The organism is Blautia hansenii DSM 20583 (genome assembly GCF_002222595.2).
In the GTDB taxonomy this organism is placed as follows: Bacteria; Bacillota; Clostridia; order Lachnospirales; family Lachnospiraceae; genus Blautia; species Blautia hansenii.
The window spans coordinates 653464-678568 of the sequence record NZ_CP022413.2 but is presented as its reverse complement, the minus strand read 5'-3'; the positions used below and the strand labels follow the sequence as shown (position 1 = coordinate 678568).

Sequence of the window (25105 nt, the reverse complement as noted above, 5' to 3'; positions counted from 1 at the left end):
TTATCTTTTCTTTTCGTATTCATAGCAATAAATCAATGACTGAGAAACCCATATCACCATTAAAATCAAAAATGGTACTATCCCAATTTCCACTGCATTAGATACAAGTAAAAGTCCGATAAAGACCGCCAGATACACAAACTGCGTTCTTAACTGTGTATAATATGCCGCTTGAAACAATCTTAATTTTTCTCTTTCATCACAGCTTTCCAGCCATTCTTTATTAAAATTCCAGCTAAAGAAATTCCCTCTCTTTTCCGGATTAATTTTCTTATCATACTTTATTAATTTCCCCATAAAAAATAAGTTCCAAAATACGATAAGTGCATAAATCAGAACAGCTGCAACAGACAACATCGAAACCATACTTGTTTCTGTATGCAGATTTGCAATAGAAATTCCCGAAATACACATTTCACCTATCATAAAAATAGATAAAACACTCTGATATCTCTGAATACTTCTTTCCAGCCGCTCGGTTTCTTCTTCTGAGTCTTCGTCCCATTGTTTCAGCTTTTTCGCTGCTATAAAAGTAAGCAGAGGAGCTAAAATAAAAAGTACGAAAGATAAAAACATCAGCATCCAATCACTGTAATGTCCTGTAATACTCTCTGCTTCCTGCAAAATATTTGCAATATCGTCTTTAAACCAAAAGCAGACGGCGCTTCCTGCACCTCCGATAAACGCTCCTAAAAGCATAAGGAGCGCTATTTGTATCATGCCCTGCACACGTCCCGTTTCTTTTTTCTTTTCCTTACTCATCTTCATCCTCCTCATATCTAAATATTTCTTCTACGGTTGCGTTGCACTCCTTTGCGATTTTCAAAGCCAGCGTTACAGACGGAGAATAATCTCCTCTTTCAATTAAACTGATAGTCTGTCTGGAAGCTCCGACTCTTTTGCCAAGCTCCTGCTGGTTAATCCCCAGCCTTGCCCGATATTCCTTCAGGCTGTTATATAATGGCATTTCTCTTTCTCCCCCCCGAATTTTTTGACTTATTTTCTTGTCGTTATGACAATTATATTTGTCATAATTGTAGCAGATGACAATTTTCTTTGTCAAGCAGTTTTTAAAAAAGAAGCTGTGCTTTAAACACAACTTCTTTTTTTCATTCCCCACAAAATTCCTAAAGGCACTATGGTAAGGACAACTCCCAGCCATAATGGAATAGGAAACATTCCTAAAGCCGTACCTAAGAAATTTACAAAGAAATGACACCAGATTACACATTTTAAACTTTTATATTTATACATTACAGCGCCAAATAACAAACCTGCGAAAAAGGCATAGGAGGACTGAATAATATTGCCGTGTATTATTCCGAAATACAATGCTTGTAAAATATTGGCAACCCAGAACGGAAAGGATTTTTCCAATATTTTTAAGGTCAGCCCTCTGAAAATCAATTCCTCTACAAAAGGCGCTAAAAGCATGGTATATACTATGGAGAAAAAGGTAGGGCTGTACATTCCCAAACTTTCCATAACCTCTCCGTAATTTTCCATCTCCTGAGGAAACAGACCGGAAATTCCGGTGAGTGCAAAGCTTGTGCAGAACTGAATTGCGCCCCCTAAAAGAGCAAGACCTATCCACCCTGTTGGTGAAACCGCAATCTGAGCTGTATCTTCCTTCTTTTTCAGACTTTGATACCAAAATCCACCGATAAGCAGTGTCACAGAATTAATCAGCACCCCATCAAAATAAGGAGGATAATCTCTCCAGAATAAAAATACAAGACTTACCACACTCTGAATGGCAAGCCACATGACAACAGGCAAAAGACTTTGTAAGATTGCTTTTGATTTCTCCATTTATTTCTCTTCCTCGTTTATTTCTTCAAAGTGAAATGCTTTCTTTCCCAAAGCATAATCCTGTACTGTCTGTCCCTGTCCGAATAGCTTATATTTATAAGTTACCAGACCTTCCAGCCCTACCGGTCCTCTGGCATGAATTTTTCCTGTGCTAATCCCCACTTCTGCTCCAAATCCATAGCGGAAACCGTCTGCAAATCTGGTGGAACAATTATGATACACCCCTGCAGAGTCCACAAGCTGCATAAACTTTTCTACATTTTCCTGATTTTCACTTAAAATACAATCTGTATGATGAGAACCATACTTGTTAATGTGATAAATTGCTTCCTCTACATCTTCTACAATTTTCACAGAAATCGTCATGTCTAAATACTCTGTATGAAAATCTTCTTCCTGCATTTCTTCACATTCTATCATCTGCTGTACTTCTTTTGTTCCTCTTATACTTACGCCTGCTGCTTTGAGAGCTTTTTCTGCCTCCGTCAGGAATTCCTGTGCAATCTGTCTGTTTACCAGCAAGGTCTCCACTGCATTACAAGCTGCCGTATACTGTGTCTTGGCATCAACAAGCACAGGGATTGCCTTCTTGATATCATAAGAATTATCTACATAAATATGACATACTCCGTCTGCGTGTCCCATAACCGGAATTTTTGTATGGTTCATAATATACTGTACAAAGCTGTTAGAGCCTCTTGGAATTAGCAAATCCACACAGTCATGGCAGGAAAGGAGCTCATCAATTTCCTGATGCTGCTCTGCCTGAAGCATACAGCCTTTTGGCAGACCGCATTTCGTCACAGCCTGATAAATAATCTCGAATAAAACCTTATTTGTCCGTGCTGTTTCTTTTCCACCCTTTAATACAGCACAATTTCCGCTTTTGATACAAAGAGAGGATATCTGTACCAGCGCATCCGGTCTTGCCTCAAAAATAACGCCGATTACTCCAATGGGACAGGTTACCCGATACAGATTTAAATTTTCATCTAATTTCCTTGCAAGCTGTACTTTTGAAAGTGGGTCGGGAAGTTTTCTTAATTGCTCCATCCCTTCTGTGACCGCTTTTAATTTTTCCTCATCAAATTTCAGTCTTTTCATTACAGAGGGTAAAACTTGCGCTGCTTTCGCAGCTTCCATGTCTTCTTTGTTTGCCTGAAAAATTTCTTCTTTATGCTCCTGCAATGCCAAAGCTGCTGCTTTTAATGCCTGATTTCTGGTTTCCAAAGAAAGTGCAGCCATTTTCGGACTGTCTTCCTTCATCTTTCTTACTTCATTTCTGATATTCATAATCTTCATCCTTTACTCAATCCATAGGTCACTTGTTGTTTCATTATAGTCTCTTTGCCTGCCAAGCGCAACGTTTTCTACATCTGCTTTCTAACAATCTTATATTCATCTTCCATTTGGAAATATGGGCAATTATAAAAAGTATCTGATAAAAAGCGGCTCATCTCATCTTCATCTAAATTCACATCACAAACATAATATCCTAAATCTTCATCGTAAATATAATTGCTGCAATACTCACAGCCTGCTGTTTTTCCTAATTTTTTTTCCATTTTTTCATTCCCTTTCTGTGCTTTCTATTCAGATATATCAAAAACCATATTCTTTGTCAAATACTCATTGCAAATATACTTATTAGTGCTATAATGAAACTTGATTTTTATATAATCTTTATGTCATTCTTATTTTCTTTATATTATTTTAATAACATTTGGAGGTTCTTATGAAGATTATTATTGTGGGCTGCGGCAAGATTGGAAGCACCTTAGCTGAACAGCTCAGTTACGAGCAGCATGACCTTGTGGTTATCGACACAAACCCACGAAAAATCCAACAGCTTTCCGAAAGCATTGACGTTATGGGTATTGCCGGAAATGGCTCCAGTGTTAATGTGCTTTCCGAAGCCGGCGTTGAGGATGCCCATATTTTAATTGCTGTTACAGGCTCTGACGAATTAAATCTACTCTGCTGTGTCATTGCAAAAAAAGTGAGTAAATGCCACACCATTGCCCGTGTCCGCAATCCGATTTATAACAAAGAAAGGAATTTTATCCGAAAAAGTCTTGGTATTTCTATGATTATCAATCCAGAATACTCTGCGGCAATGGAAATCTCCAGACTTCTGCGTTTTCCGTCTGCCATTAAGCTTGACACCTTTGCGAAGGGCAGAGTGGAATTGATGAAATTTAAAATTCTGCCGGAGTTTCGTTTAGACGGACTTTCCGTTATGGAAATCGTAGATAACCTGAAATGTAATGTTTTAATCTGTGGTGTGGAAAGAGACAGTGAAGTGTTTATTCCGTCCGGAAATTTTGTATTAAAGGACTATGATTTTATTTCTATCATTGCCTCCCCTGCCAATTCTGCAAAATTTTTCAAAAAAATAGGCGTAACCACAAATCAGGTAAAAAATGCCATGATTGTAGGCGGAGGAACCTTAGGGTACTATCTGGCAGCACTTCTTGACGAATTGAAAATCCATGTGCGTATGGTAGAGTCCAACGTTTCCCGCTGCGAGGAATTAAGTGAGCTTTTGCCTAGAATTACCGTTATCTGCGGTGACGGAACAGATAAAAAGCTTCTCTTAGAGGAAGGACTTACACAGACAGAAGCTTTTGTTACACTTACCAATATGGACGAGGAAAATATCCTCCTTTCTCTGTTTGCCAAGAAAAACTCTCATGCCAAGCTGATTACAAAGGTAAATCGTATTGCTTTTGATGATATTATTGATGGACTGGATTTGGGAAGTGTCATTTATCCGAAATACATTACTGCGGACTATATTCTGCGCTATGTGCGTGCTATGGAAAACTCTTTAAGCAGCAATGTAGAAACTCTTTACCATATTTTAGACGGACAGGCAGAGGCTCTGGAATTTGCTGTAAAGGAAAGCTCCTCAATTACCAATACACCTTTATCTGATTTAAATTTAAAAGATAATCTGTTAATTGCCTGCATCAATCGAAACGGCAATATCCAAATTCCAAGGGGACAGGATACTATTCAGGTAGGGGATACGGTAGTTGTTGTAACATCTATTCCGGGTTTACGTGACTTAAAAGACATTCTGAAAAAATAACAATCAGGAGATATTATGAATTACTTAATTGTAAAATCCATTATCGGCAGGGTATTGTATTTTGAAGCAGCTTTCATGCTTCTTCCCTGCTTTACAGCCCTTATTTATCAGGAATACAGCGGCTGGTCCTTTGTATTTACTGCGCTTTTATGTGTATTGGTCGGCGCAGTTCTAACACGAAAAAAAACGAAAAATACGGTTTTTTATGTAAAGGAAGGCTTTGTATCGGTTGCACTGAGCTGGATTGTACTGAGTTTTATGGGAGGACTTCCTTTTCTTTTCAGCGGTGTGATAAGCAATCCCATTGATGCTCTTTTTGAAACAGTTTCCGGTTTTACCACAACCGGAGCCAGTATTTTAAAGGATGTGGAAGTGCTTCCCCACTGCATGCTTATGTGGCGAAGTTTTACCCACTGGATTGGCGGTATGGGTGTGCTGGTCTTTCTTCTTACTTTCATGGAAATGCACGGTGGCTCACACATGAACCTTATGAAAGCAGAAAGTCCCGGTCCGTCTGTGAGCAAGCTGCGTCCTACGGTACGTTCCACAGCTAAAATCCTTTATATTATCTATATTGTTTTAACAACCGTAGAAATTCTTCTGCTATTGGCAGGGGGAATGCCTTTGTTTGACTCTTTGACAACCAGCTTTGGTACTGCAGGTACCGGTGGATTTGGTATTAAAAATGACAGTATCGGAGGTTACTCTCCCTATATACAGATTGTTGTAACTGTTTTCATGATTTTATTTGGCGTCAACTTTAACGCTTACTTTTTAATCTGGTGCAGAAAATTTACGCAGGCTTTCCGTATGGAGGAGGTTCGCTGTTACTTCGGAATTATTTTTGCATCTATCGCAGTAATTACGTTAAATATTGCCCACCTTTATTCCGGTGTGGGAGAGGCTTTGCGCCACGCAGCCTTTCAGGTAGGCTCCATTATCACTACTACCGGATATGCAACTACGGACTTTAACCTGTGGCCGCAGGCTTCCAGAACTATTTTGGTTCTTCTGATGTTTATCGGTGCATGTGCAGGAAGTACCGGCGGCGGTATTAAAGTGTCACGTTTCATTATTTTAATTAAAACAATAAAAAAAGAACTCCATACCTTACTTCATCCTCGCAGTGTCCGCAAATTAAAGCTGGACGGCCATACCTTGGAGCATGAGGTTGTTCGTTCTACAAATGTATTTCTGATTGCCTATGTTTTAGTTTTTGCCCTTTCCATTCTCCTTATCAGTTTTGACGGACTGGATATGGTAACAAACTTTACCGGTGTTTCCGCAGCACTGAATAACATCGGACCCGGATTGGAATTAGTCGGTCCGACACAGAACTTTTCCATTTTCTCCAATGGTGCAAAGCTGGTGCTTACTTTTGATATGCTTGCCGGAAGACTGGAATTATTCCCAATGTTATTGTTGTTTGTAAGGGAAACATGGAAGAAGTATTAAAATAAAGAGTTGTTACATGAAAGACGTATTCCGAGTATCTATATATTTCGGATACCACTCAATGTATCAACTCTTTTTTATTTTCTCTGCTAATTCAAGTATTCTTGCATGGATTGCATGTATCGTTTTTGAAAATTCAACGTCATCCTTTCCGGTAGGATCATTCAATCCCCAATCTTCTCTATATTGGCATGGTATTATAGGACAATTTACATTACATCCCATTGTAATTACAATATCTACCGGAGGTATTTCAGACAGCAATTTGACTACGGCAGGAATTATGAACACATACAAAAGCTACTTTAGGTTTTTTCATTATAAATTACCAACCTTTCGCTGTTTTATTATTTCATCAACAATTCTTTCACTTCTTCTACCTTCAATACTTTTCCATAAGATATTACTTCTCCGTCAATCACTAATGCCGGTGTAGACATAACTCCATAACCGGCTATTTCCACAAAGTCTGTTACATGGTCAATCTCGTAGTCTAATTGAAGCTCAGATATTGCCGTTCTGGCTGTTTTTTCTAATTCCATACATTTTATACAGCCTGAACCCAGTATTTTAATACCCTTCTCTTGTTTTTTACTTTCTGCATTTTCCATTGTTTCTGATGTGCAATTTCCACCACAGCAACATGTTTTTGTTTCTTTTTTCTTTCCAAATAATTTCATTTCTTATTCTCTCCTTTCAAATAAATAGTGTACTAAAAATATTAAACAGATAGCCTACAAGGATAATCCCAAACGTACAAATGGCAATAAATAGAGCCAATAATTTAGGCTTTACTGCTTTTTTCAGCATGATTAAAGACGGTAAACTAAGTGTTGTTACTGCCATCATAAATGATAAAATTGTACCCAACTGTGCTCCTTTTGCAAGCAAAGCCTCTGCAACCGGAATTGTTCCAAAAATATCAGCATACATAGGTATTCCCACAAGTGTGGCTAAAATAACTCCAAATGGATTATTACTTCCCAAAATATTTTCAATCCATATTTCCGGTATCCAGTTATGAATAATTGCACCAATACCTACGCCAATCAGAATATATGAAAATACCTTTTTGAATGTTCCCACAACCTGTTCTTTCGCATATTGAACTCTATCCTTTTTCGTTAAGACAGGAGAACTAATATCAACTCTGCCCGCATTTTTGACGAAATCCTCCACATATTTTTCCATGTGTAATTTTTCAATTAAACTACTGCCAATTACAGCTATTATCAAACCGACAATTACATAAGCAAAAGCCACCTTTGTACCCAAAATACTCATTAGCAATACAAGACTTCCCAAATCCACCATAGGGGAAGAAATCAAAAAAGAAAAAGTTACGCCTAACGGTAATCCTGCGCTTGTAAACCCGATAAATAACGGAATAGAAGAACAGGAGCAAAATGGTGTAACCGTTCCCAGCAATGCGGATATAGCATTAGCTCCGATACCATGAAAACGTCCTAGAATTTCCTTGCTTCGTTCTGGCGGAAAGTAACTTTGAATATACGAAATAAAAAAAATCAGCAAACATAATAAAATTGTAATTTTGATTACATCGTATAGAAAAAACTGAACGCTTCCCCTTAAACAACTGTTAAGGTCTCCCCCTATCAATGACAGTCCCTGCCCGATAAAACCATTTAACCATTTCATGCCTAATATTTGGTCTTGAAAAAATAACCATATTGTATTTAATACTTCCAAAAAATCCCTCCTCTATCTAACATATCAATTTTTTTTGATGTGAAAATTTTTTATAAAAGCCATCTTCCGATGACCTTTATTTACAACAGCTTGATTGGTTTTCAATATTTGGTGTTGTTAATTCTAACAATCGTTTTGAGGCATATTCGCTTCCGCTTTTACTGAGGCTGTAATGCGTCCACTTTCCCTCTTGTCTTGCAATAACAATGCCAGAGTCGCAAAGTATTTTCATGTGATAAGACAGGGCTGACTGTCCTATGTTCATATTTTCGATTAGAACACATGCGCATTTTTCTCCACTTTTCAGGTAGTCTAAAATAGTTAATCTTTTTGTATCGCAGAGAGCCTTGAATATTTTCGCATCCTTTGAAAAATCAGTCATTATCACCACTCCTCACATCAATTTTTTTTGATGTATATATTCTAAATCTGATAAATAGATTTGTCAATACCTCATATCAAAATATTTTAATATGTTTTCAAATTTCCTTCCCTCTTAAGACTAAGAGTGGTATAATTCCCTTTAAAGAAAGGTTTATAAATCCCTACTTTCGGAGGTATACAACATGAATAAAACAGGAAAATTTCTTGGCATTATTTTAATGCTGCTATTAGGTATTCTACTTCTTTCTTTTGCTTTTCAGCCGCCCAAGGTTTTTACTTTTTTAAACGGATACAGTGACCGTATCGTATGTGGTCTTGTAGGTGGATTTCTTTTACTCGCCGGTGTTATGAATATCTTTCATAGAGAAAAATAATGAACACACAAAAAGGAGCTATTGCTTTAGGTCCTATTCGGAAATATTTCTGAATAAGCTTTCAAAGCGACAACTCCTTATAATTTTATATTTCTTATGATTTCTTAAAGAAAACCTGTATTTTTGTTCCTTTCTCAGGCTCGCTGTTTAAAGTAATCTGAGCATGATGCAGCGCTGCTCCGTGTTTTACAATAGAAAGCCCCAGACCGGTTCCTCCTGTTTTTCTGGAATGGCTCTTATCCACCCGATAAAAACGTTCGAAAATTCGCTCTTGCTCTTCTTTGGCAATTCCGATTCCGTTATCTTCCACAGTAAAGCACACATGGTCTTCTGTGGTACTCAAAGAAACCTTTACATATCCACCTTCTCGATTGTATTTCATGGCATTATCCACCAGATTGTAACACATCTCATATAAAATGTGGCGAACTCCATAGATTTCCACATTGCTTCCCTCTATGGAAAGAGTTATATTTTTCTTTTTCGACTGCAAAGTTAAGTTCTGACAGATATCCTGTGCAATTTCATAGATATCCACATTTTCAAAAGGCATTTCTCCGCTTTTTTCATCTAATTTAGAGATTTCAATAATGTCCTGCACAAGGCTCGTCAGACGGCTTGCTTCGTCATAAATACGTCCTGCAAACTCGGATATATCCTGTGGTCTTACCATGCCGTTTTTCATAATCTCCGCATAACCGGATATGGACATCAAAGGTGTTTTCAGCTCATGAGAAACATTTGCGGAAAATTCCCTGCGGACCGCCTCTGCCTGTTTTAATTCTTCTACCTGACTGGCAATCTGCTTATTCTGCTCATCTACACGGTTCAAAAGAGGACGCAGCTCTTCATATTCCACATTCTTCAGCGGATGCTCCAAATCCAGTCTGTTAATAGGCTCTATCAGCTTTTTTGTCTGTCTTTCAATTAAAAGAAAACCCAGCGCAAGAATAATTAAAAACAAAATCCCCATAAGGGTGAAACTGGAAACCATGGTATGAAAAACACTGTCCGTTGTTTTTGCAACTCTTAAAATGTCCCCGTTATCCAGCTTTACCGCATAATAAAAAGTCTGGTCTGAAAGGGTTTCCGAAAAGCGAATTTGCTCTCCTTCTCCCTTTTCCATTGCCTCCTGAATTTCCGGACGGTTTCCGTGATTTTCCAGTTCTTCGGGATGGCGCTCTGAGTCGTACAAAATCTTTCCTTCTGCATTTAAAAGAGTAATTCTGCTGGTAGTAAGCTGCCCCGTTTCCTGTGTCAGATATTCCATACCTGTGCTTTCCAGACCATAACGAATATACTCAGCTTCGTTTTTTACATCCTGCTGCATATAGCTGTTATATTTGTCGTACATAATGCCGCTGGCGGCAAGGAAACTCAAAAAAATTCCCAATGCCACCAGCACGCCTACGTTATTCATAATTCTTTGTTTCATTGGCTGTCCCCAATCCGATAACCCACGCCTCTTACGGTTTCGATTAAAAATCCTGAGTCACCCAGCTTTTGTCTGAGAGTTCTGATATGTACATCTACGGTTCTTGTCTCTCCCGCACATTCATAACCCCATATTTTCTCTAAAATTTCATCACGACTTAAAACAATGCCCTTATTTTCCACCAGATAACGCAAAAGCTCAAATTCCTTTAGCGTCAGCTCCACGGCTCTGTCATTGTCAAAGACCTGATGACGTTCTACATTTACGGTCAGGGTTTTATAATGATACTCCTTCTTGGAGGAATGTTTTTTGCTTCTTCGAAGAACTGCTTTGACTCTTGCCAAAAACTCCATCATTCCGAAAGGCTTTGTGATGTAATCATCTGCTCCGCCCTCCAGCCCCCGTACCTTGTCATATTCCGCTTCCTTGGCAGTCACCATAATCACAGGAATTTCACTGGTACTGGGTTCTTTTTTCAGCTCTTCCAAAAGAGTGTATCCATCTTCTCCCGGAAGCATAATATCCAATAAAATCAGCTCAGGAAGCTCTTCCTTTAAAGCCTTTTTAAACTCCTTGCCGTCTCCAAAGCCTTTTGCTTCAAAGCCGGTAGTTCCAAGGGTATATACCAGAAGCTCTCTGATATTTCGTTCATCTTCTACACAATAAATCATGTATCTTCCTCATCTTCCCCTGTTACGGCAGTGGATACTGCTTTCTTGTTTCTTCCATTCTTCTCTGGAAGGTTGCATTATCCTCTTTTTTTATTGCATTTAAGTAGCTGTGTGTATCGAAGCTGTCCTCTGCCACCTGCAAAATACAAACGGCAATATTGGAGCAGTGGTCTGCAATTCGCTCTAAGCTTGTCGTAATGTCAGATAAGATAAATCCCTGTTCAATGGTACATTTACCTTCTCTTAATCGTCTGACATGACGTGATTTTAATTCTTTGTTTAATTCATCGATAATTTCTTCCAGCGGTTCTACCTTTTTCGCACTTTCAATATTTGTGTTTTCAAATACGTCATAAGAAATATTGACAATATCTACAACTGCTTTTGAAATCACCTTTAACTCTTCCAGCGCTTTTTCAGAAAATCGAAGGTCTTTCTCATGAAGCTCTTTTGCTGACTCCATAATGTTGACGGCATGGTCGGAAATTCTCTCAAAATCACCGATACAATGAAGAATAATGGATAAATCTCTGCTGTCATGAACATTTAAATCCTTCTGACCTAATTTTACAAGATAACTTCCCAAAGCATCCTCGTATTCATCCACATTATTTTCTTCCGCAACAACTCTTTCTGCATCTGCCTCTCTGTAATCTCCCAGCATGGATAATGCTGTAAATAAAGACTCTTTGGATGCTTCAGCCATTTTTTTCGCTGCATTACGGCTCTGCTCCATAGCAAATGCCGGTTTTTCCAAGAAACGTACGTCCAGAAGCTGTGCTGCTTCAGACTGAGGCTCTGTTTCTTCCTCGTCACGGATAGTAAGACATGCCAGCTTCTCCAGTCCTGATGAGAATGGAAGCAAAATAGCAGTGGCAAATATATTAAATGCACTATGTGCAACGGCAATACCTGCCGCATCTGCCGCCTGTCCCAAAAATTCGAAATGCAGTACCATATTTAAACCGTAAAATACAATGAGGAACACGGTTGTACCGATAATATTAAAATACAAATGTACCATAGCTGCCCTTTTGGCATTTTTCTTTGCTCCGATAGCGGATAACAGAGCAGTTACACAAGTACCGATATTCTGTCCTAAAATAATCGGAATTGCCACGCCGTAGCTTACCGCTCCTGTCACGCAAAGCGCCTGTAAAATACCTACGGATGCAGAAGAACTCTGAATAACCGCAGTAAGCAGAGCGCCTGCCAGCATACCTAAAAGCGGATTGGAAAATGCTGTTAAAATTCCGGTAAATTCCGGTACGTCTGCCAATGGTTTTACTGCTGCACTCATGCTGTCCATACCAAACATCAGCACTGCAAATCCAAGGAAAATCGTACCGATATCTTTCTTTTTTTCACTTTTTGCAAACAACAGAAAAGCTACACCGATAATCGCCAAAATAGGTGAAAAAGATGTAGGCTTAAACATCTGAATAAAAAAGCTGTCGCTTTCAATTCCGGAAAGACTCAAAATCCAAGACGTAATGGTTGTACCGATATTTGCACCCATAATTACGCCCACTGCCTGAGATAACTTCATAATACCGGAGTTTACAAATCCCACCACCATAACCGTAGTTGCAGAAGATGACTGAATAACTGCCGTTACCAATGCGCCCAGCCCTACTGCTTTTAAAGGATTGGAAGTAAGTCCCTCTAAAATCTTTTCCATTTTCCCACCGGAAACCTTGGAAAGTCCGTCTCCCATAACGTGCATTCCATACAGGAAAAGCGCCAGACCTCCAATCATACTTAAAACACTAAAAAAGTCCATTCTGTTCTCCTTTTGTCTCTTATATTCTTTGGTTTTTTCCTCATTATATAAAGTTTATATAAATATTTCTAGGGGGTTATGTTAAATCTATGTAAAATTTTAAAAGCTTTTAATCTCATCTTCTGTGTCATCCGTATTTTTCAAAATTTTCTTAATGACAATATAGTAGCCCGCGCTTTCATTGATTTTTACCCAAACTCTGTCCCCTTCCCGATGTCCTAAAATTGCCTTGCCAAGAGGCGACTCAATACTGATTTTATTATCCAGAGAATTTCCCCTGATAGAAGTTACCAGCTTATAGGTTTCTGTTTCATCATCATCCTCAAAGTACACTTCAATCACATTATTCATTCCTGCTTCATCTGCTTTTGAGTCCTCGGAAACAATTTCTGCTGTCTTTAACATTCTTTCCAGATAACGAATACGGCTCTCGTTTTTGTTTTTATCCTTCTTTGCCGCATAATACTCAAAGTTTTCGCTTAAATCCCCCTGTGCTCTCGCCTCCTTCACTGCCTCAATGGCTTCTTTGCGGACAGTCAGCTTTCTATACTCTATTTCTGCCTGAATTTTCTTTACATCATTTTCAGTAAGACGCTCTCCCATATCCATCCTCTTTTCTAAAATTTATTCCATTTTAGTATACCTCTTACAGAAAAAATGGGCAATCCCCATTTCTTTCCATAAATGAAGAATTGCCCATATTCTGATACCTCGTATCTTTTATTTCATCATTTCTTTGTAAGAGCTGTGTTTTTCCAATGCCTGTGTCAGCTCTGCCATGCGGCTTACATCTCCGATAAGGATAACGCCGCAAAGTCTGTTATTTAAGAAATAATATTTGCGGTACTGTTTTTTACCCATATCTTTAAATTCAACTGTTTTGTAAATAAGATTTGGATTTTTGCCATTATCGCCTGCTGCAAAGAGCGCTGTCTTCATTCCGTGGAAGCTGAGAGCAGCCGGAACTGTTTCATACACGGCTTCATCACCTGCTGCGCTTGCACCTGCAACTTTACCCTGCTCTACTGCCTGTGGCCAGATTGCATAATTGATATTGTTATACTGAGCACAGTCGCCGCAAGCATAAATACCGAAAACATTTGTTTCCATTTTCTCGTTTACAATCACGCCTCTGTCAATTTCAATGCCTGCTTCTTTTGCCAGTTGTGTATTTGCGCGAACACCGCAGGACATAATTACCAGCTCTGCCGGAATAACTTCTCCGCTTCCCAGTTTTACACCTGTTACATGACTGTCGCCCTGAATTTCTTCAATCTGAACGCCTGTATGAATTTGGATACCCTGATTTTCACTGATAAGCTTCAGCATATCACCTGCCGCATCGTCAAGCTGACGTGCCATAAGCTTTGGAGCAAGCTCTAATACAGTTACGTTGCATTTTGCTTTTTTCAGCTCCCACGCTGCTTCCAGTCCTAAAACGCCGCCGCCGATTACCACAACATTTTTTACTTCCGGCAACATCTTGTCAATCTTTCTGGTGTCCTCCAGACGGCGAATAGCTGCTACGCCTTCTTTGTCATGTCCCGGAATTGGAGGAATAAAGCTTTCTGAGCCAAGAGCATAAACCAGTTTTGTATAAGTCAGCTTCATGCCGCCTTCTAATACCACTTCTTTGGCATCTGTATGAATGGCTTCAATCTCTTTTCCAAGTACAAGGTGAATGTTCTGCTCCTCGAACCATTTTTCATTCTGAATTTCAATCTGCTCCTCTGTCAAATCTGCCATAAGAGATTTTGTCAGCATTGGGCGGTTGTAAGGACGGTATGGCTCATTGGATACCATAACAATAGAGCCTGTTTTATCCCTTTCCCGAATAGCAGAAGCTGCGTAAAAGCCTGCTGCGCCGGAGCCTAAAACCACATAGAAATCCTTTGTATCATTGCGGTAAGTATTCTCTTCTACCTCTACTTCAACAAAGTTTTCTTTTCCAACGCCGCATACCGGACAAATTTCCATAGAAGAGTCAAAAATTTCTCCGCATACAAGACATTTTACAAGCGTTCTTGCTCCTGCTGCCTTCTTCACATTCTCTTTATTCTGAAGAAGACATCCGAAATTATATCCATAGTCATAAGCATCGATTAAATTATCTTCTCCCGGTTTGAATTTTACACGGAAGCCTTCATCCGGCACTCTCATCTTTAACTGTTTCAGTCTTTCGATTAAATGAGGTACAGCCTCGCCGCTCCATCCGTAGCTTCCGAAAGCGCTTGCCAGCTTACCGCCATGAGTTCCCGCAAAAATGGAAGTAGTTAAATCCCAGATTGGCTTTAATGCTTCTCCAACGATAGTCGGTGAACCAAAGAGAATACCGTCTGCAAAGCCCAGCTCCTCCAGTACCTTTGCCTGTTCAGCCTCTACCATATCGTAGCAGCGCACATCAATATCACCGCTCTCCTCGATACCCTTGGCAATGGTTTCTGCCAGCTGTTTTGTATAGCCATAAGCGCTTACATAGGGAATAATTACTGTTTTTCTCGGATTTGGATTAACTACGGTACACCATTCTTCATAAGTATCCAGCATAAAATCAATTCTTGCATCCAGAACAGGTCCATGACCTGTACAAATCATAGAAATATCCAGCTTGCGCACTCTGTCCAGTGCTTTTTTCATATATGGCTTGAAAGGTCCGATAATATTATCGAAATAATATTTTGTAGCTCTCATGTAGCCTTCGTGGTCTGTAACTTTACTTACCAGAATATCATGGAAGCCATAATGAGAACCGAAAGAGTCACAGGTTACTAAAATCTGCTCCTCTTCAATGTAAGTATACATGGTGTCAGGCCAGTGAAGGTTTGGCACAACAAGGAATTTCAGTGTCTTATCGCCGATTTTCATTTCCTGATTGTCTTTTACCACGATAGCGGTAAATTCACCGTTTACGATTTCTTTCAAAAAGTTTACTGCACAGCCTGTTGCAATAATTTTCATTCCCGGATTGATTTCCAGAAGCTTTTCCACACTTCCTGCATGGTCCGGCTCTGTATGGCTGACTACCAGATAATCAATTTTCGTTACATCGGTAAGCTCTTTCAGTTTTTCTAAATATTCATCAAAAAATTTTGCCTTTGCTGTCTCAAATAAAACGGTCTTGTCTCCTGCCTTCATGACATAAGAATTGTAAGTTGTCCCAAATTCTGTATACATAATAATGTCAAACACACGCAAATTGTCATCTACAATCCCTGTCCAATAAAAATTCTCTCTTAATTTCAGTGATTCCATTTTGGAAACCCCCTTTATGTGTATTTACAGATTTTCTTCGCTGTTATTTATAGTATAATACTAACTGGACAAAAATACTACTGTTTTTTCACTATTCGAATTTTTTTCTTCCCAAACGCACGTCTTCCATAAATTCTGTCCATTCTTCCGGAAGATTATCAAAAAGATACGTTCCGCTTTTTTTCTGCTTTTCAATATAAAATTCTCGAATTTCCTCTTTCATATATCCTATTTCCTCCAACAGATTTTTTGCTGACATTCTGGAAGCTCCCTGTCCCAGAATAATCACCTGCTCCATGGCATCGGAAGTTGCAACAGTCACATGGTATTTTCGTCCGATTTCATGAACCGTCTTTTCAATATATTGGTCTGCTGTTTCTGCCTCTTTTGTATATACCACATGGATATTATGGTATTTCTGTATGGAGCCTTGATTTCCCTCTACCTTATAGGCATCGAACACCAGAATGAGCGTGCATTTCTTATATCCTTGATAATTGCAGAGAATATCCATCAATTTGCTTCTTGCTGCTTCAATATTTACTTTTGCCAGTTCGTTTAAATCTTCCCATGCAAAAATAATATTATAGCCGTCTACCAGAAGATATTCCTTCTCCGGCTGTTTTTTTACCGGTCTTGACTCTCCTGCTTTTGCCGTAACTGTACGGGAAGTTTTTTGAAATCCGTTTCTTTCCCGCTTAATCGGACCATAAGTTCTGGTAAAAATTTCTTCCAGCTCCTGTTCATCTAATCGAATTTGAGAAAAGCTTGTCCGTGGAACTTCTTCTGTGTTTTTTTTCTTCGCCTTCACCCATCCCGTATCAATATGGGCATACTCGTCTACCTTATCCCAACTTACATGAAAGCCTGCGCCGTGGGAACAAAATACAGAACCTGTTGGATTTTCCAAATCATTTTCGGAGTTATAATTCATCTCGGCAAGCACTTCTTCTGTATTATGACAAGTCTCATATCCTTTTAAAGAACAAAACAGCCTTCCCGTTCCCCTTGTATAGGAAATCACTTCTCTTTGATAGCCCCGCATGGTTACCACAGGAGCTTCCCCTGTAAGGACACACATTTCTCCCTCTGTCTTTGGTGAGTCAAAGCTTCCATACATTTTCTGAATGTCTGTCATAGCTCTGCCAATCATATCCTGCGGCACTTCCAGACGATATTCATACACTGGCTCCAGCAGGATACTGTTTGCTTTTTTTAACCCCTGACGCACCGCACGATAAGTTGCCTGTCTGAAATCCCCGCCTTCCGTATGCTTTGTATGGGCTTTTCCTGCAATCAAGGTAATTTTCATATCGGTAATTTCAGAGCCGGTAAGCACGCCTCTGTGAGCTTTTTCCTCCAAATGAGTAAGCACCAATCTCTGCCAATTCCTATCCAACATATCCTCACTGCAACCTGAGGCAAATTCCAGCCCCATGCCACGCTCTAAGGGTTCTAACAGCAGATGTACCTCTGCGTAATGACGCAAAGGCTCAAAATGTCCAATTCCTTCTACTTTATTTTCAATGGTTTCTTTATACACAATATTTCCTGAGCCAAATTCCACAGAAACGCCAAAACGCTCCTGTATCATGCTTTTTAAAATTTCAATCTGCACTTCTCCCATAACCTGTACATGGATTTCTCCTAACTGTTCATTCCATAAAATATGCAGTAATGGTTCTTCCTCCTCCAACTCACGAAGATTTTTCAGCATATTGTGCACATCGCAGCCTTGTGGAAGCTGAATTTCATAGGTCAGCACAGGTGTTAAAACAGGCTCTTTTCCCATCTGCTCTTCTCCCAGACATTCTCCTGCAAAAGTACGAGAAAGTCCGGTTACCGCACATACGCTTCCCGCTAAGGCCTCATTTACAGCAGAAAAGCCTGCACCGTCATACACACGGATTTGGTTTGCTTTCTCCTCCCAGTCCTTTCCTTGGACTATCTGTTTTACTTTTAAAGTTCCCCCTGTCACCTTTAAATGCGTCAGTCTGTTCCCTTTTTCATCTCTTGAAATTTTAAACACCCTTGCCGCAAAAGCTTCTCCGTACTCCGGACATTTGGTGTATACGTCTAACCCTTCTAAGAACTCCTGAATACCCTGAAGCTTTAAAGCCGATCCAAAATAACAGGGAAAAACCTGTCGTTTTCTTATCATTTCTTGAATATCTGCTGTGGATACTTCTCCCTGTTCCAAATATTTCTCAAGAACGTGCTCATCACAAACTGCCAACTCCTCCAAAAATTCCGAACTGTTTTCCTTGGCAAAAGTAAAGTCAACACAGCCCTTATCCAATCTGTTTTGCACTTCAAAAAGCAATTTTCCCCTGTCTGTGCCCTCCTGATCCATTTTGTTGATAAACAGAAATACAGGAATTTCATACTCCTTTAATAACTTCCATAAAGTCTGTACATGCCCCTGTACCCCGTCAGCGCCGCTGACTACCAAAACGGCATAGTCCAGCACTTGCAGAGTTCTTTCCATTTCTGCCGAAAAATCCACATGTCCCGGCGTATCTAAAAGAGCAATTTCCTTCTCCTTTAATTGAAAGCCTGCCTGCTTGGAAAAAATAGTAATTCCTCTCTCCTTTTCCAAAGCATACGTATCTAAAAACGCATCCTGATGGTCTACACGCCCCACCTTCCGAATACTCCCTGTATGATATAAAATTGCCTCTGCAAGAGTTGTCTTTCCCGCATCTACGTGAGCTAAAATCCCCACTGCCAAACGATTTGTCTCCATAATTTCCCTTCCTATCTTTTCTATTATCAATTCGGGCAATAGTAATGTTCTTAAACTTTCCCTAATCTTTTATAATATAAAAATCCTGCCAAATCAGCCAATCCCCATCCAACGGGTACGGACCACCAAATTCCTGTTACTCCAATTTGAGGAATTGCAGACAGTACATAAGCCAGAACCACTCTTGTGCCAAGAGAAATCACTGTAAGTATCAATGACATTCCCGGCTTTTTCACTGCACGATAATATCCGTAAAGCAAAAACAGGCATCCGATACCACAGTAAAAAGCGCCTTCTATTCGCAAATATTCCACTCCCGCACTTAAAATCGCTGTTTCTTCGGCATTTACAAAAATCGTCATCAAAGGTCTGGCAAAGAAAAATACCACAGCGGAAATACACAGAGAAAAACCCACAGAAAGGCTGACTGCCTTCTTAATTCCTTTCTTTATTCTGTCTATTCTTCCTGCTCCGTAATTCTGCGCTACAAAAGTGGAAAAAGCATTTCCAAAGTCCTGCACAGGCATATACGCAAAGGAGTCAATTTTCACAGCCGCCGCAAAAGCCGCCATAATTACCGTTCCAAAGCTGTTTACAAGTCCCTGCACCATGAGAATTCCCAAGTTCATTACCGACTGCTGCAAACAGGTCAGAAAAGAAAATTGTCCGATTTCCTTCATCATTTCCCATTTCGGGCGCATATATTTTCCAATGCCACGAAAATACGGCAGTTTTATCCCACTATAAAAGAATATTCCAATCCCTGCCACATACTGGGAAAACACAGTAGCTGCTGCCGCTCCTGCCACGCCCCATTTAAGCCCCAAGACAAACCATAAATCTAAAATAATATTCAGCACAGCGCTTATTGCCAAAAATACCAGCGGTACGACTGAATTTCCCACTGCACGAAGCAAAGATGCAAAATAATTATATAAAAAAGAAGCAAAAATTCCCCAAAAGACAATCCAAAGATACTCTTGCATCATGTCATAAATTTCTTCGGGAACCTGCAAAAAGCTCATAATCGGATGGATACAGAGAAAAACAAATATATTCAGCGCTAATGCCACTGCAAAAATCAGCCAAAACGCCGCTGCCATACTTTCTTTTAATTTTTCTTCATTTTTCTCTCCGTAATGAATGGAAAAAACTGCCCCGCTTCCCATTGACAGCCCCAAAAGTATGGAGGTTAAAAAAGTCATCAGCGTGTATGAGGATCCTACTGCCGCCAAAGCTTCCGCTCCCAAAAAACGCCCTACAATCAAAGTATCTGCTATGTTATAAAATTGCTGCAATAAATCCCCCGCAATCATGGGCATTGCAAAAAGCAATAATGTTTTTGTAATCGAACCTTGTGTTAAATCTTTCTGCATGATGCACTCCTTTCTTTGTTCCATATTTTACCATAATCTGCCTGATTATGAAAAGTAACTATTCCGTCTTTACAAGCTTATCACGCATAGTATATAATGTAAAAGAGAAAATAGCATCTTTAGATAATAAACAGACAGGATGTGATGTTATGAAAATAGAAAAAATTAATGAAAATCAGATACGCTGTACACTTACAAAGGAAGATTTAGATGCAAGACAGCTTCGTTTAAGTGAACTGGCGTATGGAAGCGATAAAGCAAAGGAGCTGTTTCGGGATATGATGAAACAGGCAAATTTGCAATTTGGTTTTGAAGCAAATGATATTCCTCTGATGATTGAAGCAATTCCCATTTCCTCAGAAAGTATTATCCTGATTATTTCCAAGGTAGAAGACCCTGAAGAGCTGGATACCCGCTTTTCTAAGTTTACCCCATTCGGTGAGCCTTCCTCTGAGCCTGCGCCTCCTATTGAAATGGAAGGAGCAGATGACATCTTGGATCTCTTTGCCAAAATATACAAGGCCAGTGAAGAGCAGAAAAAGAAAAAGGAAAAAAGGGAGAAAAAAGAAGCTGTTGCTCAGGGAACTGAGAAAAATTCGCCTGCCGAGCATATCAATTTAAGAAGAGAATATGTTTTTCCTGACTTAGATACGGTTATCGAGGCAGCTCACGGATTAAACAATTTCTTCCAAGGCTTTAACTCCCTGTATAAAGACGAAAGGGCAGATACCTATTCTCTGCTTCTTCATCAGGATCAGACCTCACCGGAGGATTTCAACCGTGTTTGCAATATGCTTTCCGAATATGGCAACGGCAAAAAGCTGTCACCTGCCAGAGAAGCATTTCTTGCAGAACACAAGGGATGTATTCTCTCTACCGAAGCTTTACAAAAACTGACACTAATCTAGGATGCTAAAAGGAGTTGTTATATCCCTGTAACCCGGGATACAGCAACTCCTTTTTCATTATTTATTTTCTAAAAAATCGTTAATCTGAGCAACTAACATATTTCCGTCAATTCCGTGAACCATAGCTGCCTCTGCAATGCTTTCTCCCTGTGCGGAAGGGCATCCGATGCAGTGCATGCCTGCTCTCATGAGAATTGGAACAATGTTTTCATCTAAACGGATTAACTCACCGATTGTCATATCTGGTGTTACCTTCATGAATATTTCCTCCTTGTTCTGTTTTATGAATTTTATTATAATCTCTTTCCTCCTTATGTTCAACTCTTTTTCTGCATTGTTTCTAAATTAAGACTTGTATTATAGAAGTAAATATATTAGAATACAGCTAAGAACTGAATTCTTAAGTTCAGAATATAAAGGAGGATATAATCATGGCATACGTAATTACAGATGAATGTGTAAGCTGCGGAACATGCGCTGGCGAATGCCCAGTTGAAGCTATTTCCGAAGGTGATGACAAATACGTTATCGACGCTGATACATGCGTTGACTGCGGAACATGCGCTGGTGTTTGTCCAACAGAAGCTATCGTTGAAGGCTAATATTTTTTAGAAAAGAGGCAGAACTTTCAAAGTCCTGCCTCTTTCTTTTTCTCATCTTCTCGAAAATATCCCTTTCTTTTTGGAATTTTTCTTTTCTAAAGCAGCCGCTACCTCACGCCTTGACTGCTGATAATTACGAATTCTTTCATCCAGCTTCTTATATCTGTCTTCTCCTGTTTTTTTCTCCTTTAACTGCGCCTTTACAAGCTTGCTGATAATCTCCATAAATTCCGGGGAAATCCTGCTCTCTTTTTCCTGCTTCTGATAAAAAAGCTCCGCCAGTTTTCCGATTTCTTTTAATGAATATCCTTTTTTCTTTAGTTCCTTAATACTCAAAAAAACCTGAATATCCCATCGGGTGTAGTATCTGTGTCCCAACTCGTTTCTCTTAATAGGAAGCTTCATTTCTTCCTCCCAGTACCGCAGTACATGAGATTGAAGCTCTAAAATTCCCACGGCTTCAGAAACAGAGTAAATGGTCTCCTGCATACCTTAACCCCTTTCTCGCTTTCTCTTAATTATTATAACAAACACACTTTAAATTGCAAGAAAATACGTTCGACAAAAACATTGACAAGTCCCCACCGCAGTGCTACACTGAGAAAAAACAACCAGGGAGCCTTAGGGCTGAGAGGAAGTCTGACTTCGACCTGTATTACCTGATTTGGATTATGCCAACGTAGGGAGTTTATACCAGCATTTACAGTGTCCGTATACCCTTTTTTGGTACGGGCACTTTTCTATTTCGGGGAGTTTTTTAATAAAATAAGATTGGAGAATGAATATGACGTACACAACGCAAATGAATGCCGCACGACAGGGTATCATCACCAAGGAAATGGAAGCTGTGGCTGCAAAAGAACAAATGGATGTGCAAAAGCTTCGTCAGCTTGTGGCGGAAGGAAAAGTAGCTATTCCTGCCAATAAGCTGCATACCTGTCTGGAGGCAAACGGAATTGGCTCTATGCTGAAAACAAAAATCAATGTCAATCTGGGAACTTCCAGAGACTGGAAGGACCTTGATATGGAGCTTGAAAAAGTAAACGACGCAGTAAAAATGGGCGCTGAGTCTATTATGGATTTAAGCTCCTTTGGCGATACGCAGAAATTTCGCCGCAAATTAACCTCAGAATGTCCTGCAATTATCGGTACTGTACCGATTTATGATGCTGTTGTCTATTACCACAAGCCGTTAAAGGAAATCACTTCCGAAGAGTGGATTAATATTGTGGAAATGCACGCAAAAGACGGCGTAGATTTCATGACTATTCATGTAGGTATCAATAAAAATACCGCTAAACGCTTTAAGGAAAACAAACGCCTTACCAACATTGTTTCCAGAGGAGGCTCTATCATCTTTGCATGGATGGAAATGACTGGACAGGAAAACCCGTTTTACGAGCACTACGACCGTATTCTGGATATCTGCCAACAATATGATGTTACTATGAGCCTCGGTGACGCCTGCCGTCCCGGCTGTCTTGCTGATGCAGGAGATATTTCTCAGATTGAGGAGCTTGTTACTTTAGGCGAACTGACAAAACGCGCATGGGAAAAAGATGTTCAGGTTATCATTGAAGGACCGGGACACATGCCTTTAAATCAGATTGAAGCAAATATGAAAATTCAGCAGACCGTATGTCAGGGCGCACCTTTCTATGTGCTCGGACCTCTTGTAACCGATATCGCTCCCGGCTATGACCATATCACTGCTGCTATCGGAGGTGCAATCGCTGCCACCTACGGCGCTTCTTTTCTGTGCTATGTAACACCTGCGGAGCATCTCCGCCTTCCTGATGTCAATGACGTAAAAGAGGGGATTATTGCATCCAAAATTGCCGCTCATGCCGCTGATATTGCCAAAGGTATTAAAGGCGCTGCCGACTGGGATTATGAAATGAGCACTGCCAGAAAAAATCTGGACTGGGAAGAGATGTTCCGCCTTTGCATTGACCCGGAAAAAGCAAAACGCTATCGTGCAGAGGCAAAGCCGGAAAAAGAAGACACATGCAGTATGTGCGGGAACTTCTGTGCCGTAAAAAATATGAATCGAATTTTAGATGGAGAAATTGTAAATATTTACGATGAGTAAAATGTCTCATTAGCAACCACAAAAAGACCACCCATAAACCTTAACAGGAGGAAGGGTGGTCTTTTAAAATTATATTCTTATTTTTTCATATTCACAAACTTTGTATAGTTCGGCAGCCATACCAGATTTACTGTTCCGATAGGACCGTTTCTCTGCTTGGCAATAATAATCTCTGCTATGTTTTTATTTTCGGAGTCTTTATTATAATAATCATCACGATAAATAAACATAACTACGTCGGCATCCTGTTCAATAGCTCCTGACTCTCGAAGGTCAGAAAGCATTGGTCTGTGGTCAGGACGCTGCTCTACGGCACGGCTTAACTGAGAAAGCGCTACAACAGGCACGTTCAACTCTCTGGCAAGCGCTTTTAAAGAACGGGAAATCTCTGAAATTTCCTGCTGTCTGGACTCACTTCTTCCGCTTCCTGTCATAAGCTGCAAATAATCGATAAAAATAACTCCCAGATTATGCTCCATCTTATACTTTCTACACTTGGAGCGCAGCTCTGAAATAGAAATACCCGGCTTATCATCAATGATTAAATTGGATTTGCCTATAATATTTGCGCCTTCAATGAGCTTTGCCCATTCTTCATCCTCCAGATTACCTGTTCGGATGTTCTGTGAGTCTACCTTTGACTCCAATGCCAGCAGACGGTTTACCAGCTGTTCCTTTGACATTTCCAAGCTGAAAATCGCCGCTGTCACATCATTATGAAATGCCATATACTGAGCAATATTCAAAACAAAAGCTGTCTTTCCCATAGAAGGACGAGCCGCTACCAAAATCAAATCAGAGGGCTGAAAACCGGACATTTTATAATCTAAGTCAATAAAACCTGTGGGAATACCGGTTACACTGCCCTGACTTCTGGAGGCTTTTTCGATTTTCTCAATGGCGTTTAGCACAACCTGACGAATGGGAACAAACTCCTCACTGCCTCTGTTCTGTACCAAATCAAAAATTTTCTTTTCTGTAACCTCTAAAATATCCTGCATCTTTTCTTTCCCCAGATAACAGGCGTTTGTAATTTCTTCTGTGGTCTTTATCAGCTTTCTCAGCATAGATTTTTCTGCCACAATTTCCGCATAATATTTTACATTTGCGGAAGTAGGCACGGCTGACAGTAAATCCCTTACAAACTCCATGCTGGAAATCTCAGGCGGCAAGTCTTTTTCCTTTAACCTCTCCTGCAAAGTAATCAAATCCACTGCCTTGCCTTCATCATGAAGCTCAATCATTGCCTCAAAAACAATTCCGTACTGCTGCTGGTAAAAATCCGCTCCTGTAATAATCTCAGAAGCTTCTACAATGGCATCTCTGCTCATAATCATAGAGCCGATAACCGACTGCTCCGCTTCCGGACTGTGAGGCAGAATTCGCTTTATCAGTGCTTCTTCCATGTTGG

General features: G+C 39.8%; 24 protein-coding genes, 1 pseudogene and 1 riboswitch. Of the genes and pseudogenes, 6 read left to right on the top strand and 19 right to left on the bottom strand.

Features of this window, described 5'->3' with window-relative positions; translation table 11 throughout:
• The 5 genes from CGC63_RS03285 to CGC63_RS03265 form a co-directional block, all read right to left on the bottom strand.
• Nucleotides 1-762, bottom strand: a complete 762-nt coding sequence (locus CGC63_RS03285; RefSeq protein ID WP_117468271.1) for a DUF3169 family protein — start codon at nt 760-762, stop codon at nt 1-3.
• Nucleotides 755-967, bottom strand: a complete 213-nt coding sequence (locus tag CGC63_RS03280) for a helix-turn-helix transcriptional regulator (RefSeq protein WP_009247077.1) — start codon at nt 965-967, stop codon at nt 755-757. The genes CGC63_RS03285 and CGC63_RS03280 overlap by 8 nt, the downstream gene beginning before the upstream one ends.
• 122 nt (nt 968-1089) lie before the next feature.
• The gene (locus CGC63_RS03275) at nt 1090-1812 is read right to left on the bottom strand and encodes a CPBP family intramembrane glutamic endopeptidase (RefSeq protein ID WP_004220792.1); all 723 of its coding nucleotides are present in this window, start codon (nt 1810-1812) and stop codon (nt 1090-1092) included.
• A complete protein-coding gene (locus tag CGC63_RS03270; protein WP_009247078.1) occupies nt 1813-3105 on the bottom strand; it encodes a glutamate-5-semialdehyde dehydrogenase in 1293 nt (430 codons plus the stop codon).
• 77 nt (nt 3106-3182) lie between these two features.
• Nucleotides 3183-3377: a DUF6472 family protein gene (locus CGC63_RS03265; RefSeq protein ID WP_004220803.1), complete on the bottom strand. Its 195-nt coding sequence runs from the start codon at nt 3375-3377 to the stop codon at nt 3183-3185.
• A 170-nt stretch (nt 3378-3547) separates the two neighbouring features.
• Here CGC63_RS03265 and trkA point away from each other — a divergent pair, with 170 nt between their 5' ends.
• Both trkA and CGC63_RS03255 read left to right on the top strand, forming a co-directional pair.
• Nucleotides 3548-4906, top strand: coding sequence for a Trk system potassium transporter TrkA (gene trkA / locus CGC63_RS03260; RefSeq protein WP_004220805.1), 1359 nt, complete (start codon nt 3548-3550; stop codon nt 4904-4906).
• Between the two features lie 15 nt (nt 4907-4921).
• Nucleotides 4922-6361 carry a TrkH family potassium uptake protein gene (locus CGC63_RS03255; protein ID WP_004220808.1) on the top strand — a complete coding sequence of 480 codons (1440 nt, stop codon included), beginning with the start codon at nt 4922-4924 and terminating at the stop codon, nt 6359-6361.
• A 66-nt stretch (nt 6362-6427) separates the two neighbouring features.
• Here CGC63_RS03255 and CGC63_RS03250 read toward each other — a convergent pair.
• The 4 genes and pseudogenes from CGC63_RS03250 to CGC63_RS03235 form a co-directional block, all read right to left on the bottom strand.
• Nucleotides 6428-6680: pseudogene (locus tag CGC63_RS03250) on the bottom strand (arsenate-mycothiol transferase ArsC).
• A 28-nt stretch (nt 6681-6708) separates the two neighbouring features.
• Nucleotides 6709-7041 carry a thioredoxin family protein gene (locus CGC63_RS03245; protein ID WP_004220813.1) on the bottom strand — a complete coding sequence of 111 codons (333 nt, stop codon included), beginning with the start codon at nt 7039-7041 and terminating at the stop codon, nt 6709-6711.
• Nucleotides 7042-7057: 16 nt separating this feature from the next.
• Complete coding sequence (locus CGC63_RS03240) at nt 7058-8071, bottom strand: permease (protein ID WP_004220814.1); 1014 nt, start codon at nt 8069-8071, stop codon at nt 7058-7060.
• A 76-nt stretch (nt 8072-8147) separates the two neighbouring features.
• Nucleotides 8148-8453, bottom strand: coding sequence for an ArsR/SmtB family transcription factor (locus CGC63_RS03235; RefSeq protein WP_004220817.1), 306 nt, complete (start codon nt 8451-8453; stop codon nt 8148-8150).
• A 184-nt stretch (nt 8454-8637) separates the two neighbouring features.
• On the opposite strand from CGC63_RS03235, the gene CGC63_RS03230 reads away from it, so the two are divergent.
• Nucleotides 8638-8829 carry a hypothetical protein gene (locus CGC63_RS03230; RefSeq protein WP_004220818.1) on the top strand — a complete coding sequence of 64 codons (192 nt, stop codon included), beginning with the start codon at nt 8638-8640 and terminating at the stop codon, nt 8827-8829.
• Between the two features lie 94 nt (nt 8830-8923).
• Here the strand turns inward: CGC63_RS03230 and CGC63_RS03225 are convergent, their stop codons facing one another.
• The 7 genes from CGC63_RS03225 to CGC63_RS03195 form a co-directional block, all read right to left on the bottom strand.
• Entirely contained in the window at nt 8924-10264 is a 1341-nt protein-coding gene (locus CGC63_RS03225; protein ID WP_004220819.1) for a sensor histidine kinase, read from the bottom strand.
• Entirely contained in the window at nt 10261-10935 is a 675-nt protein-coding gene (locus CGC63_RS03220; RefSeq protein WP_004220820.1) for a response regulator transcription factor, read from the bottom strand. The genes CGC63_RS03225 and CGC63_RS03220 overlap by 4 nt, the downstream gene beginning before the upstream one ends.
• Nucleotides 10936-10957: 22 nt before the next feature.
• On the bottom strand, nt 10958-12718 hold the full coding sequence (locus CGC63_RS03215) for a Na/Pi cotransporter family protein (RefSeq protein ID WP_004220821.1): 1761 nt from the start codon (nt 12716-12718) through the stop codon (nt 10958-10960).
• Between the two features lie 99 nt (nt 12719-12817).
• Nucleotides 12818-13321, bottom strand: coding sequence for a GreA/GreB family elongation factor (locus tag CGC63_RS03210; RefSeq protein ID WP_009247085.1), 504 nt, complete (start codon nt 13319-13321; stop codon nt 12818-12820).
• 117 nt (nt 13322-13438) lie between these two features.
• Nucleotides 13439-15970, bottom strand: a complete 2532-nt coding sequence (locus CGC63_RS03205) for an FAD-dependent oxidoreductase (protein WP_004220824.1) — start codon at nt 15968-15970, stop codon at nt 13439-13441.
• 91 nt (nt 15971-16061) lie between these two features.
• The gene (locus tag CGC63_RS03200; protein WP_052530422.1) at nt 16062-18716 is read right to left on the bottom strand and encodes a translation factor GTPase family protein; all 2655 of its coding nucleotides are present in this window, start codon (nt 18714-18716) and stop codon (nt 16062-16064) included.
• Nucleotides 18717-18766: 50 nt separating this feature from the next.
• Nucleotides 18767-20092: an MATE family efflux transporter gene (locus tag CGC63_RS03195; protein ID WP_040351015.1), complete on the bottom strand. Its 1326-nt coding sequence runs from the start codon at nt 20090-20092 to the stop codon at nt 18767-18769.
• 149 nt (nt 20093-20241) lie between these two features.
• Between CGC63_RS03195 and CGC63_RS03190 the strand changes: the two genes are divergently transcribed.
• Nucleotides 20242-21000, top strand: coding sequence for an adaptor protein MecA (locus CGC63_RS03190; RefSeq protein WP_009247089.1), 759 nt, complete (start codon nt 20242-20244; stop codon nt 20998-21000).
• A gap of 57 nt (nt 21001-21057) precedes the next feature.
• Here CGC63_RS03190 and CGC63_RS03185 read toward each other — a convergent pair whose 3' ends face one another.
• Nucleotides 21058-21258: a DUF1858 domain-containing protein gene (locus tag CGC63_RS03185; protein WP_009247090.1), complete on the bottom strand. Its 201-nt coding sequence runs from the start codon at nt 21256-21258 to the stop codon at nt 21058-21060.
• A gap of 173 nt (nt 21259-21431) precedes the next feature.
• Here CGC63_RS03185 and CGC63_RS03180 point away from each other — a divergent pair, with 173 nt between their 5' ends.
• The gene (locus CGC63_RS03180; protein WP_009247091.1) at nt 21432-21602 is read left to right on the top strand and encodes a 4Fe-4S ferredoxin; all 171 of its coding nucleotides are present in this window, start codon (nt 21432-21434) and stop codon (nt 21600-21602) included.
• Between the two features lie 51 nt (nt 21603-21653).
• Here CGC63_RS03180 and CGC63_RS03175 read toward each other — a convergent pair whose 3' ends face one another.
• Entirely contained in the window at nt 21654-22091 is a 438-nt protein-coding gene (locus tag CGC63_RS03175; RefSeq protein WP_004220836.1) for a MerR family transcriptional regulator, read from the bottom strand.
• Nucleotides 22092-22204: 113 nt separating this feature from the next.
• A riboswitch (TPP riboswitch) is annotated at nt 22205-22305 on the top strand.
• 81 nt (nt 22306-22386) lie between these two features.
• Between CGC63_RS03175 and thiC the strand changes: the two genes are divergently transcribed.
• Nucleotides 22387-23694, top strand: a complete 1308-nt coding sequence (thiC, locus tag CGC63_RS03170) for a phosphomethylpyrimidine synthase ThiC (protein WP_009247093.1) — start codon at nt 22387-22389, stop codon at nt 23692-23694.
• 77 nt (nt 23695-23771) lie between these two features.
• Here the strand turns inward: thiC and dnaB are convergent, their stop codons facing one another.
• Nucleotides 23772-25100, bottom strand: a complete 1329-nt coding sequence (gene dnaB, locus CGC63_RS03165) for a replicative DNA helicase (protein ID WP_004220840.1) — start codon at nt 25098-25100, stop codon at nt 23772-23774.
• Nucleotides 25101-25105 lie beyond the last annotated feature (5 nt).